Annotated in this window: 11 protein-coding genes; all 11 read left to right on the top strand. The window is 58.5% G+C overall.

All coding sequences use genetic code 11. The features are described 5' to 3' along the window. Positions 1 to 991 (top strand): FtsX-like permease family protein (locus VGK48_24115; GenBank protein ID HEY2384272.1); only part of this gene is annotated, 991 nt, incomplete at its 5' end. Beyond that, positions 992 to 1,840, top strand: a complete 849-nt coding sequence (locus VGK48_24110; GenBank protein ID HEY2384271.1) for an alpha/beta hydrolase — start codon at positions 992 to 994, stop codon at positions 1,838 to 1,840. Positions 1,841 to 1,960: 120 nt separating this feature from the next. Next, positions 1,961 to 2,797 carry a VWA domain-containing protein gene (locus VGK48_24105; GenBank protein ID HEY2384270.1) on the top strand — a complete coding sequence of 279 codons (837 nt, stop codon included), beginning with the start codon at positions 1,961 to 1,963 and terminating at the stop codon, positions 2,795 to 2,797. 1 nt (position 2,798) lies between these two features. Next, positions 2,799 to 3,536 carry a protein phosphatase 2C domain-containing protein gene (locus tag VGK48_24100; protein ID HEY2384269.1) on the top strand — a complete coding sequence of 246 codons (738 nt, stop codon included), beginning with the start codon at positions 2,799 to 2,801 and terminating at the stop codon, positions 3,534 to 3,536. Beyond that, a complete protein-coding gene (locus VGK48_24095) occupies positions 3,533 to 5,617 on the top strand; it encodes a hypothetical protein (protein HEY2384268.1) in 2,085 nt (694 codons plus the stop codon). The genes VGK48_24100 and VGK48_24095 overlap by 4 nt, the downstream gene beginning before the upstream one ends. A gap of 130 nt (positions 5,618 to 5,747) precedes the next feature. Then, positions 5,748 to 6,221, top strand: a complete 474-nt coding sequence (locus VGK48_24090) for a hypothetical protein (GenBank protein ID HEY2384267.1) — start codon at positions 5,748 to 5,750, stop codon at positions 6,219 to 6,221. 6 nt (positions 6,222 to 6,227) lie between these two features. After that, positions 6,228 to 7,559, top strand: a complete 1,332-nt coding sequence (gene tssK / locus VGK48_24085) for a type VI secretion system baseplate subunit TssK (protein HEY2384266.1) — start codon at positions 6,228 to 6,230, stop codon at positions 7,557 to 7,559. After that, positions 7,556 to 8,320, top strand: a complete 765-nt coding sequence (locus VGK48_24080; GenBank protein HEY2384265.1) for a DotU family type IV/VI secretion system protein — start codon at positions 7,556 to 7,558, stop codon at positions 8,318 to 8,320. The genes tssK and VGK48_24080 overlap by 4 nt, the downstream gene beginning before the upstream one ends. A 4-nt stretch (positions 8,321 to 8,324) precedes the next feature. Next, complete coding sequence (locus VGK48_24075; GenBank protein ID HEY2384264.1) at positions 8,325 to 12,488, top strand: type VI secretion system protein; 4,164 nt, start codon at positions 8,325 to 8,327, stop codon at positions 12,486 to 12,488. After that, positions 12,488 to 13,594, top strand: a complete 1,107-nt coding sequence (gene tssA, locus VGK48_24070; protein HEY2384263.1) for a type VI secretion system protein TssA — start codon at positions 12,488 to 12,490, stop codon at positions 13,592 to 13,594. Before VGK48_24075 ends, tssA begins: the two co-directional genes overlap by 1 nt. A gap of 128 nt (positions 13,595 to 13,722) precedes the next feature. After that, positions 13,723 to 14,373: an outer membrane beta-barrel protein gene (locus VGK48_24065; GenBank protein HEY2384262.1), complete on the top strand. Its 651-nt coding sequence runs from the start codon at positions 13,723 to 13,725 to the stop codon at positions 14,371 to 14,373. The last annotated feature ends 438 nt before the right edge of the window (positions 14,374 to 14,811 follow it).

The following is a 14,811-nucleotide window of genomic DNA, read 5'->3' as shown; positions in this document are numbered from 1 at the left end:
GACGATCGGCGACTTTTCGCGGGTAGTGGCGCTGGCCGGCGTCCCGATGTCTTCAAAAAGCGAAGGCACCTTCCAGACATTCTCTTACGGCGGGTTTTTCACCAGTAATTCCGATCGCGATTGCATGCTGAGTCTCAATATCGCGAAGCAAATCGCGGAGCAGACTCCAGGCAGCCTGATCGGCAAAACGGCGACGCTCTCGTACGCCGCCTCGCGGACCAACGACTCGCCGGCCGATGCAGCTGCCGCCTTTAATGTGCAGCGCGCGGAGTTGCAGTGCCGTATTGTCGGAATCGTAGAGCGCGAACCTGGAGGTGTTCCAATCGGCGGTTTCGGACCGAATGTTGCGGTCATGATTCCCATAGGTCTCGCTGAGACAATCGATGCCGCGATCGTTACCGATGTGCAATCGATTCTGCGCAATCCGTCGCCGGCGAAGACTTACGGAACAGTGACCGTGAAGGTGAAACAGGCGAAATCGACGGAGGACGTCGAAGACCGTCTCCGGCACATGGGCTATGCCGCGCTTTCCGTCAATGACGCTCTCCGCGGCGCCAAGAGCGCATTTATCCTTTTTGACATCGTTTTGAGTCTGATCGGCTCGATTGCTCTGGTCGTCTCTTCGTTAGGCATCGTCAATACAATGGTCATGTCCATTCTCGAGCGAACGCGCGAAATCGGCATCATGAAGGCGATCGGCGCCAGCGATGAACACATCCGGCGCGTTTTTCTGCTCGAGGCTTCCGTGATTGGGATTCTGGGAGGACTCGCCGGTGTCGCGATCGGTTGGATCGTCGGGCGCGGCATCAACTTCGGGGCGAACCTCTACATCGAAAGCCAGGGCGGAACTCCCGCCACGCTTTTCTCTCTGCCTCCGTGGCTGATCGCGAGCGCGATCGCATTCTCTGTGATCGTTAGCCTCGTTGCCGGCAGCTACCCGGCGTCCCGTGCGGCGAAGCTCGACCCGATTCAAGCGTTACGCCACGATTAAATGCGCCGCCTCATCGGCCGCCTCTGGCTGTCTTTGGCGGCTGCTGTGCCTGCCTTTGGCCGGTTGCTGCCGCCCCCGGTGTGGGCCGCGTATGCCGCGAACGAATATCTGGTCTTCCCGAACCTGACGTATTTCACTGCCGGCAACGACGAAGTGAAGCTCGATGTTTACAAGCGGAGCGATGCCGCGGGCCCGCAACCCACGGTCGTTTTCATGCACGGCGGGTTTTGGGCGGCCGGTTCCAAAGAGGCCTCCTTGCTGTCGCTTGTTCCGTGGTTCGAGATGGGATTGAACGTTGTCAATGTCGAGTATCGTCTCGCGCAGGCCGCCCTTGCGCCTGCGGCTGTCGAGGATTGCTTATGCGCACTGCGGTTTGTCTGTAGCCATGCAAAGACATACGGCATTGATACAGCGCGCATCGTGCTTACCGGGGAATCCGCAGGCGCACACCTCGCTCTCATTACGGGAATGCAGCTTCCCACGGCCGCTGCCATCATCAATTGGTACGGCATTACGGACGTTCAGGATGTGATCGAAGGGCCGCACCGCGCGCCTGCCGCGATGCAATGGCTCGGCGGCCTGCCGGACCGCGAAGCGATGGCGCATCGGGTTTCACCTTTGACACATGTCCGGCCCGGACTTCCGCCGATTCTTACGATTCACGGTGACGCCGATACGACGGTTCCTTATGACCATGCCGTCCGGCTTCATGACGCTCTGGCGAAAGCAGGCGTGCCCAATCAGTTGTTGACTATTGCCGGCGGCAAACACGGCAATTTCACGCCGCAGGAACGCCGGAGGATCTTCGCCACGATCCGCGAGTTTCTCAGGCAAAACGACGTTCTATAGCCGGGGTGTCTTCCAGATTTCCAATTTCCACTGTCGAAACCTCGAATTTCCAATAGAACCAAGTAAATGGACCTCCCCTGTCCCCCTCCCGGTGTTAAGAATGAAAATGGAGGGCTACGCATGTCCTACGTTGCAGAGATCAGCAGAGTAAAACCGTCGTGTTTTATTTTTCTCATCGACCAGTCCGGATCGATGCAGGAAGGTTGGGGAGGAGAGGCGGGCAAGAGCAAGGCCGAAGCGCTTTCCACCATTATTAACAGGTTGCTCCAGAACCTCGTGCTGAAGTGCGCTAAATCGGAAGGCGTGCGCGATTACTACGACGTCGGCGTGATCGGTTATGGCGCGGCCGTCGGTCCGGCTTTCAGCGGCCCGCTTGCCGGCAAAGAACTTGTTCCAATCGGAGAAATCGCCAACCAGCCGGCGCGTGTCGAAGAACGCGCCAAGAAAATCGATGACGGGGCGGGCGGCCTGGTCGACCAGACGATCAAATTCCCCGTCTGGTTCGATTCCATCGCCAGCGGCGGCACGCCGATGTGTCAGGCGATGGGCCGGGCCCAATCGATCCTGGGACGCTGGGTGAACGAGCAGCCGACAAGTTTCCCTCCGATTGTCATCAACATTACCGATGGAGCCGCAACCGACGGCGACCCGGCCGGCGCCGCCATGGCGCTCAAAGATCTGAAAACCGAAGACGGCCAGCTCCTCCTTTTTAATATCCACGTTTCATCGACTCCGGCATCGCCGATTGAGTTTCCGGGCGATGAGTCCATGCTGCCGGATGATTACGCGCGGAATCTCTTCCGCATGTCGAGCCCGCTTCCGGATTACATGAAGAACATCGCCATGGAGGAAGGCATTCCGGTCGGAAGCTCTCCTCGCGGATTTGTTTTCAACGGAGACATGGTCTCGGTCATCCGGTTTCTCGATATCGGAACGCGGCCGACCAGTCTTCGATGAAATGCGGATTTCGCTCCGCATTTTCTGGACTCCGAAACGCGGGAATACCGCTGAAGAGTACGAAGATGCGTTCTGGCCTCCCGCGCCGCTGGACCTCGACTCGAAGTTGTTCCGCTTTGCCGTAGCGGATGGCGCAACGGAAACCTCGTTTGCGCGTTCGTGGGCGCAGCTTCTGACGCGCGCCTACTGCCGCGATTATCTCAGCGAAAAAAAGATCCGGAAGCATCTGCCGCAGCTCGAGCAGCAGTGGAATTCGTCGATCGGGAAAGCGGCGCTGCCATGGTACGCCGAAGAGAAGCTGAGCCATGGAGCGTTCGCCACAGTGCTCGGGTTGACGGTGTTGGAAGGTACGTGGCAGTCGACGGCGATCGGCGACAGCTGCCTGTTTCAGGTAAGAGACGGCCGTCTCCTCACCGCCTTTCCGATGACGGAGGCCGGAGACTTCAATAACCGCCCGCCGCTGCTTTCAAGCAACAAGCGAAACTGGAACGACGAGCTTGCGCACATTTGCCGGGCGCAGGGTACCTGGCAGCCGAACGATGTCTTCTACCTGATGACGGATGCGATCGCGTGCTGGTTTCTGCAGTGTTCCACTGTAGGCGCGCTCTGTGAGCGCGCAAGCGCGGTCATCGACCGCGCCTACAGCTGTGCAGGCGAGTTCGAGGAATCGATCGAGTCCCTGCGCGATGCGGGCATGAGAAACGACGACGTCACGCTGCTGAGGATCTCAGTCCAATGAAGGTACTGCCTCAGGCCGCAGCATGGCCGACGCCCCAGGATTACAACGAAGCGGTTCAAAGCCCGCGCTTGAACTTTGACGATCCCGACCTGCGCGACGGGATTTCCGATGTCACGGCGCTCGGGCTTCCACGGCCCATCACCGGCGGTTTTGCAAGCGTCTACAGCATCCGCACCGGATCGAAGCGCTGGGCCGTTCGCTGCTTCCTTCGCGATTTCTCCGATCACAAACAGCGCTATGAGGAAATCGGCCGCCAGCTTGAAACCGCGAAACTTCCCTATACGGTCGATTTCCGGTTTCTGGAGAAGGGAATTCGGGTGCGGGGCCGATGGTATCCCGTATTAAAAATGGAGTGGATCGAAGGCTCCACGTTTCAGGAAGTCATCGAAGCCAATCTCCAGAAGCCGACGGCGCTGGCGAATCTGGCGGAGCGCTGGCTCAAAATGCTTTCCGCGTTGAAGAAGCACGGCATCGCCCACGGCGACCTTCAACACGGAAATGTGCTGATTGCGGACGGAGATTTCCGATTGATCGACTACGACGGCATGTTCGTGCCGGCTTTCGCAGGTTCGGTCAGTCATGAAGTGGGCCATCGCAACTATCAGCATCCCGCGCGAACCGAGAAGGACTTCGGTCCACACGTCGACAACTTTTCGGGTTGGGCGGTCTATCTCACGCTGACGGCGCTCAGTATCGATCCGAGTCTGTGGCGGCGGTACGGCGGCGGCGAGGAGCATCTACTCTTTCAGAAGGAAGACTTCGATCAGCCGCGGTTTTCACGCCTGATGCGGAATCTGCAGCACGTGGCGGATGATCGGGTTCAGAAATATCTGCCGCTGTTCACGTCTTATCTGGGGATGCGGCTCTCGTCGATCGCATCGCCGGCCGATGTCATCGGCGCGCCCGCCAGGAAGCGCACGCCGCGTCACGTTCCGCTGCCGGGCTGGTCGCGCGAGAATCAGCTCGATCTTTTCGTACAGCCAAAGCCGGCGGCCGTTCGGGCGCCTGCCATCGAACCGGCCGCCGCTAGCGAAGACCGGCCCGCTGAAACGCCTTCTGTCATTCACGCGGGGGGCAGCGCTATAGAGGGACCGGTGACTTTGCCGGATGCCATTCCTCTGCACCCGCCGGTGGCGCCGGAACGGGCGCTGACGGTTTCTTACGCGGCTTTCATGGTGGCGCTGATCGCGCTTGCGGCCCGCGGAGTTCTGCCCGGATTGGAAACCGGCGTGGTCGTGTTGGCGGGGCTTCTGTGTACGGCAACGTGTCTTGGCTTTTCCTACATCGCGATGGATGAAGTCCGCGCGAAACTGGCGGTGTGGTTCCTGCTGGAGTTGAAGCGTTACCGTCATAATGCTCTCCGGTTCGGCGTCGGCCGCGTGGCGAAGCGGATGTCCGCGGTCGATCTGAAGGAAGCGCAGGAAATGGCGCGGTTGACGGCAAAGGATGGCGCCCGGGTTCGCCGGCAGCAGGACCGCATTGCCGAAGTCAAACGCACGCTGGCATCGTGGATCGATGAGCTGAATGTCCGCCGGAAGACGCTCGAAGTTGCGGAAGCCAGTGAGGCGGCCCGGCTATTGTTGCGGCTGCAGGCCCAGCACGATGACTTTCTGTTGGAAAGCGCATTTCTTGCGAATATCGGTGCGGAAGGGTTGCGGGGAAGGGAACGGAAGAAATTCGAGCAATGGCGGAAACATGCCGAGGAACTGTCTCAGGCGGGGCCACCAAAGACCATTTCATCCGAGGACCGATTGCGTATCCGCAAAAAATACGACATGGAACGCCGTGCGATTCACCGTTCCGAATCGTTCGTTCGCTGGCGCGCCCGGAATAAAATCCTGGGCATCCGCCAGACTCGCGACCGGCGTCACCAGCGATTGGAATTGCAACGCGATGCCGTCCACCGGCGGCTGGAGCAGCGGAAAGACCGGCTGCGTCAGGTTGTTGACCGGGGAAATTCCTGGGTTGCGAAGCAAGCGAAGGAGATTCATCAGGCCCGCTCGGAAATGTTGAAGTATCGGGAGGTCCGATTCACAAATTATCTTCAACGCATCGTAGGAATGTCGCGCCTCCGGCGCTAAAGAAATCCACGCCAACGCGCTTCAATCCGTTGAACCCGTTTGATCTGTAGCTACTAGATGTTGCGGGCTTTCCGAGGACGGTATATACTGCCAACGCGTTAAGGCCCGGATTGCAAAAGACTTGCACGACATGAGGAAACGAGCGGGGCGATTTGTCTTCCTTGCGACAGTTCTGTTGCTGGGAACAGGCTCGTGCGCAGTCCGGAAAAATGTCGAGCGGACCCGGAAATTGTTTGGCGGCGACATCGAATTCCGCGCGCACGTCGCGCCGAACGCCAATATGAACAATCCGGTCGCGGTGGAATTTTTGCTCGTATATGACGAGAAGCTGCTGGAGATGCTGACAAAGACGGCCGCAAAAGACTGGTTCATGAATCGGGATCAGTTTCGCCAGGACAATCCGAAGGGGTTTGATTCCTGGTACTGGGAATGGATTCCAGGCCAGAGGGTCAAGGACCAGAAACTTCCGCTGAAGCCGAGCGCCAGAGCGGCCCTGGTTTTTGCGAATTACATCGTGCCTGGCGACAATCGCGCGAAGCTGGATCCCTATAAGAATGTCACGATCGATTTAGGCGAGCGGGCCTTCACCGCGAAGCAGGAGTAAGTCGAGATGGCCGGCGCGCATGAACTTCCCGAGGCGATCCAGTGGCATGAAGGAATGCTGCTGGCGCCGCAGCATTTCCAGCAACTGAGTCTGCGCCAGGAAGAGCTGCTGTCGTATCACCTGAGAATGGTGGCTCCGTTTCACTGGGGACTGACGCATCTCAGGCACGATACGGTCCTCCTTGTCAGCGGCACCTACCGCATCACGGAACTCGAAGGGATTATGCCGGATGGCCTGGTCGTTTCACGCGACAGCCAGGAATCGGACGCATTGGAACTCGATCTCACGCCAATGGCGGACGACATGAAGCAGCATCCGGTGACGCTCAATCTTGTTGTAGCTTCGCGGAAACTGGGCGAACCTCCCATCAAAGGCGATCTTCCCCGCTACGGCTCGATCGAAGGCATTCCCACCGTCGACGAGAATACCGGCGAAAGCGAACTGCGGATTCCGCGGCTGCGGCCGAAGCTGAGTATTGTTGCGGGAGACTCGATTCCGAAGAAGTATTCCGGATTTCCTGTGGCCCAGGTTTCGTTGAAGGACGAGACCTACACGCTGACGGACTTCATCACGCCCACGGTTCAGGTTCCGCTCCATTCTCCTCTGGGTGATATGTGTTCCTCTGTAGCGAGGCGTCTGCGGCAGAAGGCGGTCTTTCTCTCGGAGCAGACCCGCTCGCCGGCGCTCGCTACCGAAGGCGCTGCGTTCGTGGAAATGAAGGAGACCATCAAGTCGCTTGTCCTGGGCTTGCCTCATCTGGAGGCCGCGCTTTATACGGGAGCGGCGCATCCGTTGACGCTGTATCTGGCTTTATGCCTGGTGTCCGGAGAGCTTTCCTCGCTGGGTCCCGGCATGGTTCCGCCAATGCTTGCCCCGTACAATCACGACGATCTGCGGGCGACCTTCATCCAGATTCGCGACTTCCTGTTCAAGATGCTCGATTTCATTCACGAGGCATACAACGCGATCTCGTTCACGTACCAGAAGGGCCGCTGGAACCTGCCTCTGCTCGCCGTCTGGATGCGTGAGAAATTAACCATCGGCGTGCGCGCGAATGTCGGGCAGACGGAAGATTCGGTGGCCGAGTGGTTCGAGAAGAGCATCATCGGATCCCAGCCGCGCATCGAAGGAATGATGACGCGCCGCATTCTCGGACCGCAGCGCCAGCGCGTCGACAAGGATCAGGAACTCGGTCTGGTGGCGACGGCCGGAGTCGCGCTCTACTCGGTGAAGTTTGATCCGCTGTACATCGAGCTGGGCGAGCCGCTTCAAGTATTCAATCCTGAGGCTGGAGAGGCGAAGCGTCCCGCCGATATCATCCTGTACGTCAAACCATGAGCGCTGTCGAAGAGAGTACGTCTCTCCTTCTGCTCCAGTTCCGCGACTTCTACGGCGAGATGATCAAGCTCAAGCGGCTGATCAAGTCGGGTACGCCGCTCGATGCCGGCGGCGCGCCGGAGCAGACGCCGGGTGAGCGCGCGGCGATCGCGGTCGCGGATCGCGTGATCGCCGTCATGGAACAGGAGGCGCTGGTCGCCGGACGCCGTGGGGCCGATTACACCGGGATCTACACCCAGGCGCAATACGTGATGGCGGCGCTCGCCGACGAGATCCTCCTGCACCAGCTCGAATGGATCGGCAAGGAGGCCTGGAACACGCATCTGATCGAATACCGCCTGTTCCGCACCCGCGTGGCAGGCGAAGAATTCTTCAACCGGCTCGACCGTCTTCTGCAGACGCCCGATCCGATGTACAAGGACCTGGCGACGATCTATCTGCTTGCCATCATGCTCGGCTTCCGCGGCAAATATTGGGCGAACAACGACCGCGGCAGGATCGATTACTATCGCCGGCAATTATTCACCTTCATATTCCACGGCCAGCCCGAGCTTCATAAGGACACGAAAAAGCTGTTTCCGGAAGCGTATCTTCACACGGTCGAAGAAGGCGCCGGACGCAAGGTGCCGCAGGTGAAGCTCTGGTTCATTCTGCTGGCTGTGATGGTTGTCGTCTATTTCTTCATCTCGCGATCGATCTGGGTGAACTCGACAGCGGAACTGGACAGAATTACAACTCGCATCGAAGCGCTGTCGCGGTAGGCACATGGCGCAACTGACGAAATTTCTGCCGTACATCCTTGGCGCAGTCGGAGTCCTGATCGCGGCAATCGCCGCGAGTGTGATTCTGATCATCAGGAGTTCGCGCAAAGGCAGCGCGTCGCAGACGCTGAGCACCGCGCTGAAACAGCGCGGTGCGCTGGACAAGCAGTACGAGAAATACAGGGCAGGCGCTGAAGGCTCGGCCCGCAAGGCTGGCGCCGCGATCCACAGCGCCGAGCCCTCTGCCGGCGCGGCAGTTCCCCACAAGCCCGGCTTGTGGACCCGGATCAAGCATCGTTTCGGATTGCATTCCGGCGCTCTTCCGCATTCGTTCAAGGAAGCCATTAAACTGCTGAAGGACCGGATTCCGGGCCGCGATTTCCGCTATCGTGTGCCCTGGTTCGTGATGGCCGGCGAAGCGGGCTCGGGAAAGACGACATTGCTGGACCACGTCGGTTTGCCGCAGCCCTTTGGACGGGTCGGAGGCGATCCTTTCGAGCTTCGAAAGCCGGTGACCTGGTGGCTGTTCACCAACGGCGTCGTGCTCGACGTCGACGGCAGCATGGTTTCGTCGCATGACGGCCGCGCGTCCGATGATATCGGCTGGAGAACTTTTTTGTCGCTCCTCCGCCGGAATCGTCCGGAACGTCCGATCGACGGATTTATCGCCGCCATTCCGGTCGACGACCTGATCGGACCGAACAAGCTCAGCAACGAAGATCTCCGCCGCAAAGCGGATCTGATCTACGAAAAAATGTGGTCCGTCCAGAAGATGCTGGGCATGACCTTCCCGGTCTATGTGTTCATCACGAAGTGCGATCACATTTCGGGATTCCGCAGCTACGTCAGCGAGCTTCCGAAGAACCTCAGGGACGACATGTTCGGGTGGTCGAATCCGTACTCGGTGCACGCCGCGTACGTGCCGGACTGGGTGGATGAAGCCTTCAAGAATCTGAACAACACGATCTATAAAACTCAGATCGAAATTTTCGCGGAAAGCGACACGGTCGAGGATTCAGACGGCGTTTTTCTTTTCCCCGCTGAGTTCCAGACTCTGATCGAGCCGGTCCGCGGCTACCTGAATCATCTTTTCAAGGAGAGCGCGCACCACGAAAGCTTTCTGTTCCGCGGGCTATATTTCTGCGGTGACGCGCAGCTCGATGCTCCGGTGAATACCGCCCTGGGAGGCGAATACACGCCGTCGGCCGGAGCCGCCGCCGAACCTCAGCCGGTCTTCGTGAAGCATGTTTTCGAGAAAAAAATCTTTCCGGAACATCCGCTGGCGCACCCGGTCTTCCGGTCGGTTCTCGCCAGAAATCGCTGGGCGCTGGCCGGGCAGGTGGCGTGCATTCTGTTTCTGCTGTTCGGCAGTCTCGCGCTCTTCCTCTCGAAAAACCGGCTTCAACAGGAGACTGCGGCGTTCGAGCCTGTCATGGCGCAGGTTGAAAAGGATCTGACTCAGGTTCGCGATGTCGAAAAATCCAACAACGGCAAGCTGACGGCGGCGGAAATTCTGCAGCGGCTCGAAGGCGTCGATCCCACCAAGATTCTGATGGGAATGGAGGAGATCAATGCCGCGACGTTGCGAAGCTTCTGGCTGCCGGGTTCATGGTTCACCAGCCTGGATGAGCGCCTGGACCAGTCCATGAATCTGACGTTCAGTAAGATCGTTCTCGGATCCATTTACCTCAATCTGACCGAACATCTTCAGGAAGCCCAGGAAATGGCGCCTCCCGCTCCCCCCGCCGATACGGCCTATCACCCGGCCGGCGTGGCCTCGTTGCCTGAATTCCAGACCTTTCGCCGCTATGTCGATCGCGTCAAAGAGCTCGAACCGTACATTACGATGTACAACTTCGAAGCGATGCCGGAATCGGGCGATCTCCCAACGCTCGGCAAGCTGGTGAAATTCATTTACGGCACGGAACTTCCTCCTGCCTTCTACGAGAACGCCGATTTCTATCTGCGTGCGCTCAAGGCCAGCCAGCAGGACGTCATCAATGTCGACAAGGTAAAACAAGCGGTCGCCGACAAACAGCAGGTGCTGGGACAGAAGTTTTTCGATGCCGTCGCCGACCGCGAATTGCCGGTCATGCAGCTCGATGAGCTGCAGGCCGAACTCGATACGCTGGCGAAGGAGCCGACCACTGCCGACAGCGATCCGGCGCCCTATCGGGCCCTCATGGGCACCATCGATCAGTTGAATCAGACGTTCTCAAAGCCCGAACTGGCGTGGCTTGGAAAGCCGGGTTTCGCTCCTGGATCCGAGTATGCGGCGCTACTCGATGCCATCCAGATGTCGACCCTGTTCGGCCCCGCTGCGCGCATGAAGCTCGAGGACATGGCGGCCGAGAATGTGGATTCGATGCGCAGCACGCTCGAGAATTACCAGAGTTCGCTGACCGGCCCGATTCTCCAGACCGCCGACAACATGATGAAGCCGTCCGCCGCGCTGCTGGCGTTGCGCAAAGGACTGGAAGATTTCCTCAATCAGCGGTTCATGGCCCAGGCCAGCGGACGCAGGATCCGGACGGCGGCGCCGCAGGGATCGCGCTTCGCCTGGGATCTGCCCGGCTTGCAGCAGGCCCAGCAGCTCGTGGAACCTTACAATGCGTTCATCGCCGGCGGGCTGACGACCTTCAACCCGGAATTGCAGAACCGCCTGCGCGTGATGGCGTTGAATCGCCTGGAAGCCAACATGGTTTCGCTCATCTCGAACGCGCAGAAGGTCGAGCCTGCAGTCCCGGCGTCGAACAACCTCGAGCAGGACGTTCAGAATGAAACCAAGCAGCTCAAAGACACGGCGAAGCCGTTGACCGATCTGCTTGCGGCCTTCGATCGTCTTGGGATGAGCCGCGCCTACAACGACCTCGCAGAGGCGACGCTGGCCGGCGCGTTCCAGCACCTCCGCACGGTCGAGCAGCTCTTCGAGCAGAAAGCGCCTTATGTGTTCAATGAAGCCGGTCTGGCCCGCTGGGAAGGAGCGGAGCCGCTGGTCACGGTCGTGTTTGGCGTGAAAGACGACAAGGAACTGCCGCAGTATCTCGACGCCCAGCGCGAGAACCTGAAACGGCTCAAGGAAAACGCGGATCCCGCGCTCTCGATCATCACCAGCCAGCGCGCCGGAAGGCGCAGCGCGGCCGACGCGCAGCTTCTGGCCAAGTGGCAGAATATTGCGACGGAACTGGAGAAGTACGACAATAAGAATCCGGCGAACAACGTTACAGCGCTTGAAACGTTTGTAAGTACAGTCCTGCCGTCTCTCACCACGCAGAATTACAGCGACAAGATCTCGCCGCAGGACCTGGCGGCACAATCCACGGACTTCTTCCTGAACAAACGCAACGAACTGCGGCGGCTGGTGTATGAAAGGTTCGATTCGATCGCGACCGCCACGGTGGTTCAGCAGTTCCGCGAGCTTGAAAGCACGTTCAACCAGAAGCTGGCCGGAAAGTTCCCGTTCGTCCCGGGTCCCGGCCGCGGCGGCGAGGCCGATCCGCAATCGATCCGCGACTTCTTCAAGCTGTTCGATGCGTACAACAAGAACATCATCAAGTACCTCGAGCGGCCTCAGGGCCGGACCGGCTCCGGGCCGCGCGTTCTGCAATTTATCGATGATATGGTTTCCGTCCGCGCCCTCTTTGCTCCGTTTCTGGACGATGCCAAGGCGCTTGCGCCCGTGTTCGATTTCGAAGTGGAGTTCCGCGTGAACCGGCGCAGGGAGTCCGGCGGTAATCAGATCATCGAGTGGCAGCTCGAAGTCGGGGACCAGACGATCACCGCCCGCGATACCATGCGCCGCGGCCGCTGGGTGCTGGGCGACAAAACGCGTCTGGTGCTGCGCTGGGCCAAAGACGCGAACATCATTCCTGCTCCGGAAAACGCCGAAGGCGTTGTCTATGAGGACCGCAAAGTGACGTTCGAGGATACGACACGCTGGTCGATGCTGCGATTCTTCCGCACTCATGCCAGCGTGCCTGCCGACTTCGATCAGCTGATCGATCCGGCTCCGCAGACGTTGAAATTCATCGTCCCGACCATGATGACCGGTGACGATCCCATGATGACGAAAGTGTTTGTCCGCCTGACGCTCTTGACGGCGGACAAGAAAGAACCGATAACTCTACCGGCGTTTCCGGAACGGGCGCCGTCATTGGATCGATCCTGATGATTGAAGTACAAACATTAATCCAACCTGTTTCTTCGGACAGCCCGGCCGGCGAGTCGCTGCGCTATTCGCAGATCTACGACTCGATTAAAGGGGCGCGCCGCGAAGATGATGCCAATGCGCCTCAGGGGATCTGGCAAACGAAGTTGAAAAAGGCGGACTGGAAAGAAGTGAAGTCCATTTGCCTGGAGGCGCTCCAGAAGCGGTCCAAGGACCTGCAGATCGGCGCCTGGCTGCTGGAAGCCTGTATCCATCTGGATGGATTTGCCGGGGTCGCGGACGGGTTCCGCGTCCTGACTGCCCTTTCGGAGAATTTCTGGGACACGCTGTATCCGCCGCTCGATCCCGACGATCCGGAACTTCGTTATGCCCCGGTCTCCTGGATCGATGAGAAGCTCACTCTTAAATTGAAATTGATCGCAATCACCAGGACCGAAGACGAGCGCTCATACACCTGGGCGGATCGCGAACTCGGTATACATCAGGTAAAAGTTGCAGCACGTGACAAGACACCGGTCCGCAAAGGTCAGGATTCCGGGCGGTTGCTGCAAACCCAGTTCGACGCCAGCGTCAATCTGACGCCGAACGACTTCTATATCGATTTACGGGAGCAACTGACCAATGCGCTCGAGGAAGCGGAACGCTTCGAACGCGTATTGGTTCATTTCGATAAGAGGCAGGAAGGCGCCCTCCATCAGATGAAGGAGATGCTGCGCACGATCCTGCATTTTGTGAGTGAGTTGTTGGATGTTCGAGGAGTGGATGTGAAATTCGAACCCTTTGTCGAAAGAGAAGATGATTCGATCCGAGAGAAATCGGACCGGGACACAGCGAACGATCCGCGGGACTACGCGATCAGCGGCCCCATCCGCAGCCGCGCCCAGGCCTATCACATGCTGGCCGAAGCGGCGGAGTATCTCATGAGAACCGAACCGCACAGCCCGACGCCTTACCTGGTCAAACGCGCTGTCGCCTGGGGCAGCCTGTCGCTGGGGGAACTGCTCCAGCAGGTCTTGCGCAACCCCGGCGAATTGACGGAAGTTGCACGTCTGCTGGGCCTCGACGATTTCAATCCCAAGGGCAAAAAGACTGAAGAAGGGAAATGATCGGGAATAGCCACAAAAGAGACCACAAAAAGCACAGAACGTGAGGGGCTAATCCCCGGCTTTTGTTGTGGAAAGCAGTCTGGCATCTGAGATCCAGAAATATTGCAAATTTTGCATAAGGATGCTCCATGCCACAGCGTGCTTGGTTAACAGTTCTTGCAGGTTTACTCGGGATCGTGGTCATGGCAGTGACGACCTCCGCCCAGTCGGAAGACCGCGGTTTTACTGGAAGGTTATGGACAGGGCCGGCCGGCCGCTACGTCCTGCATGATAATGAACCGTTTGATACGACCTCCTTCGGGACGGTTGGACTCCACGTTCAGGGCTCGTCTCCAAGCGTGGGCGGTGATGCCGAATACCGGCTAAGCCATTGGTTTGGCATCGACGGGGCTCTTGCGTACACGCGAATGAATATTCAGTTCATCAGCTCCAGCGCGCCGAATACCGCTCTGTCTCAGAAGCTGAATGTCGTACCTCTTTTCGCTTCCCTGAACGTTCACTTTGTCCAGATGCGGAGGGCGGATGTCTGGGCGGGCCCGCAGATCGGGTATCTGATGTTCTCAAATACGTTATCGTATTCGGTGGACGGAAATACCTTTGCATATAAACCATCGAACACCTTCAGCATCGAAGGATTTGTCGTGGGGACCGACGTGTATCTGACACCGAAGTTTGCGGTGAACGCTGCGTTCCGCTGGCAGAACGGGGATGCCGACTCGAACGGCAATCTGACCATCGATCCGACGTTCGCGACCTTCGGTGTAACGAAGAAATTCTGAATCCGGGCCGCGGCGTTCATTTCGGGTTGCGACGCAGCCTGGGCGGAATGTAATGGAAGCGAATCAGGTATCCGTATCTCATTGACCAATAAAGCGAATGATTCATTTTGGCCGGACGGGATCGGCGGAGGGACCGGTAAAGCAGAGAAGAAAAAAGTCTCTGGCTTACCGTGCGAGGTAAGGCAGAGAAGAAAAAAGTCTCTGGCTTACCGCGGGAGGTAAAGCAGAGAAGAAAAAAGTCTCTGGCTTACCGTGGGAGGTAAGGCAGAAAAGAAAAAAGTCTCTGGCTTACCGCGGGAGGTAAGGCAGAGAAGAAAAAAGTCTCTGGCTTACTGCGGGCGGTAAGGCAGAAAAGAAAAAACTCTTTGGCTTACCGCGGGCGGTAAGGCAGAGAAGAAAAAACTCTCTGGCTTACCGTGGGCGGTAAGGCAGAAAAGA

Source organism: Terriglobia bacterium (assembly GCA_036496425.1).
Taxonomy (GTDB): Bacteria; Acidobacteriota; Terriglobia; order 20CM-2-55-15; family 20CM-2-55-15; genus 20CM-2-55-15.
This window is presented reverse-complemented; position numbering and strand designations above follow the sequence as displayed.

Coding starts and splice junctions, on each gene's coding strand:
- VGK48_24080 (HEY2384265.1), top strand. CDS start 7,556: ATGAGCGCTGTCGAAGAGAGTACGTCTCTCCTTCTGCTCCAGTTCCGC.
- VGK48_24065 (HEY2384262.1), top strand. CDS start 13,723: ATGCCACAGCGTGCTTGGTTAACAGTTCTTGCAGGTTTACTCGGGATC.
- VGK48_24110 (HEY2384271.1), top strand. CDS start 992: ATGCGCCGCCTCATCGGCCGCCTCTGGCTGTCTTTGGCGGCTGCTGTG.
- VGK48_24100 (HEY2384269.1), top strand. CDS start 2,799: ATGCGGATTTCGCTCCGCATTTTCTGGACTCCGAAACGCGGGAATACC.
- VGK48_24095 (HEY2384268.1), top strand. CDS start 3,533: ATGAAGGTACTGCCTCAGGCCGCAGCATGGCCGACGCCCCAGGATTAC.
- tssK (HEY2384266.1), top strand. CDS start 6,228: ATGGCCGGCGCGCATGAACTTCCCGAGGCGATCCAGTGGCATGAAGGA.
- tssA (HEY2384263.1), top strand. CDS start 12,488: ATGATTGAAGTACAAACATTAATCCAACCTGTTTCTTCGGACAGCCCG.
- VGK48_24090 (HEY2384267.1), top strand. CDS start 5,748: ATGAGGAAACGAGCGGGGCGATTTGTCTTCCTTGCGACAGTTCTGTTG.
- VGK48_24105 (HEY2384270.1), top strand. CDS start 1,961: ATGTCCTACGTTGCAGAGATCAGCAGAGTAAAACCGTCGTGTTTTATT.
- VGK48_24075 (HEY2384264.1), top strand. CDS start 8,325: ATGGCGCAACTGACGAAATTTCTGCCGTACATCCTTGGCGCAGTCGGA.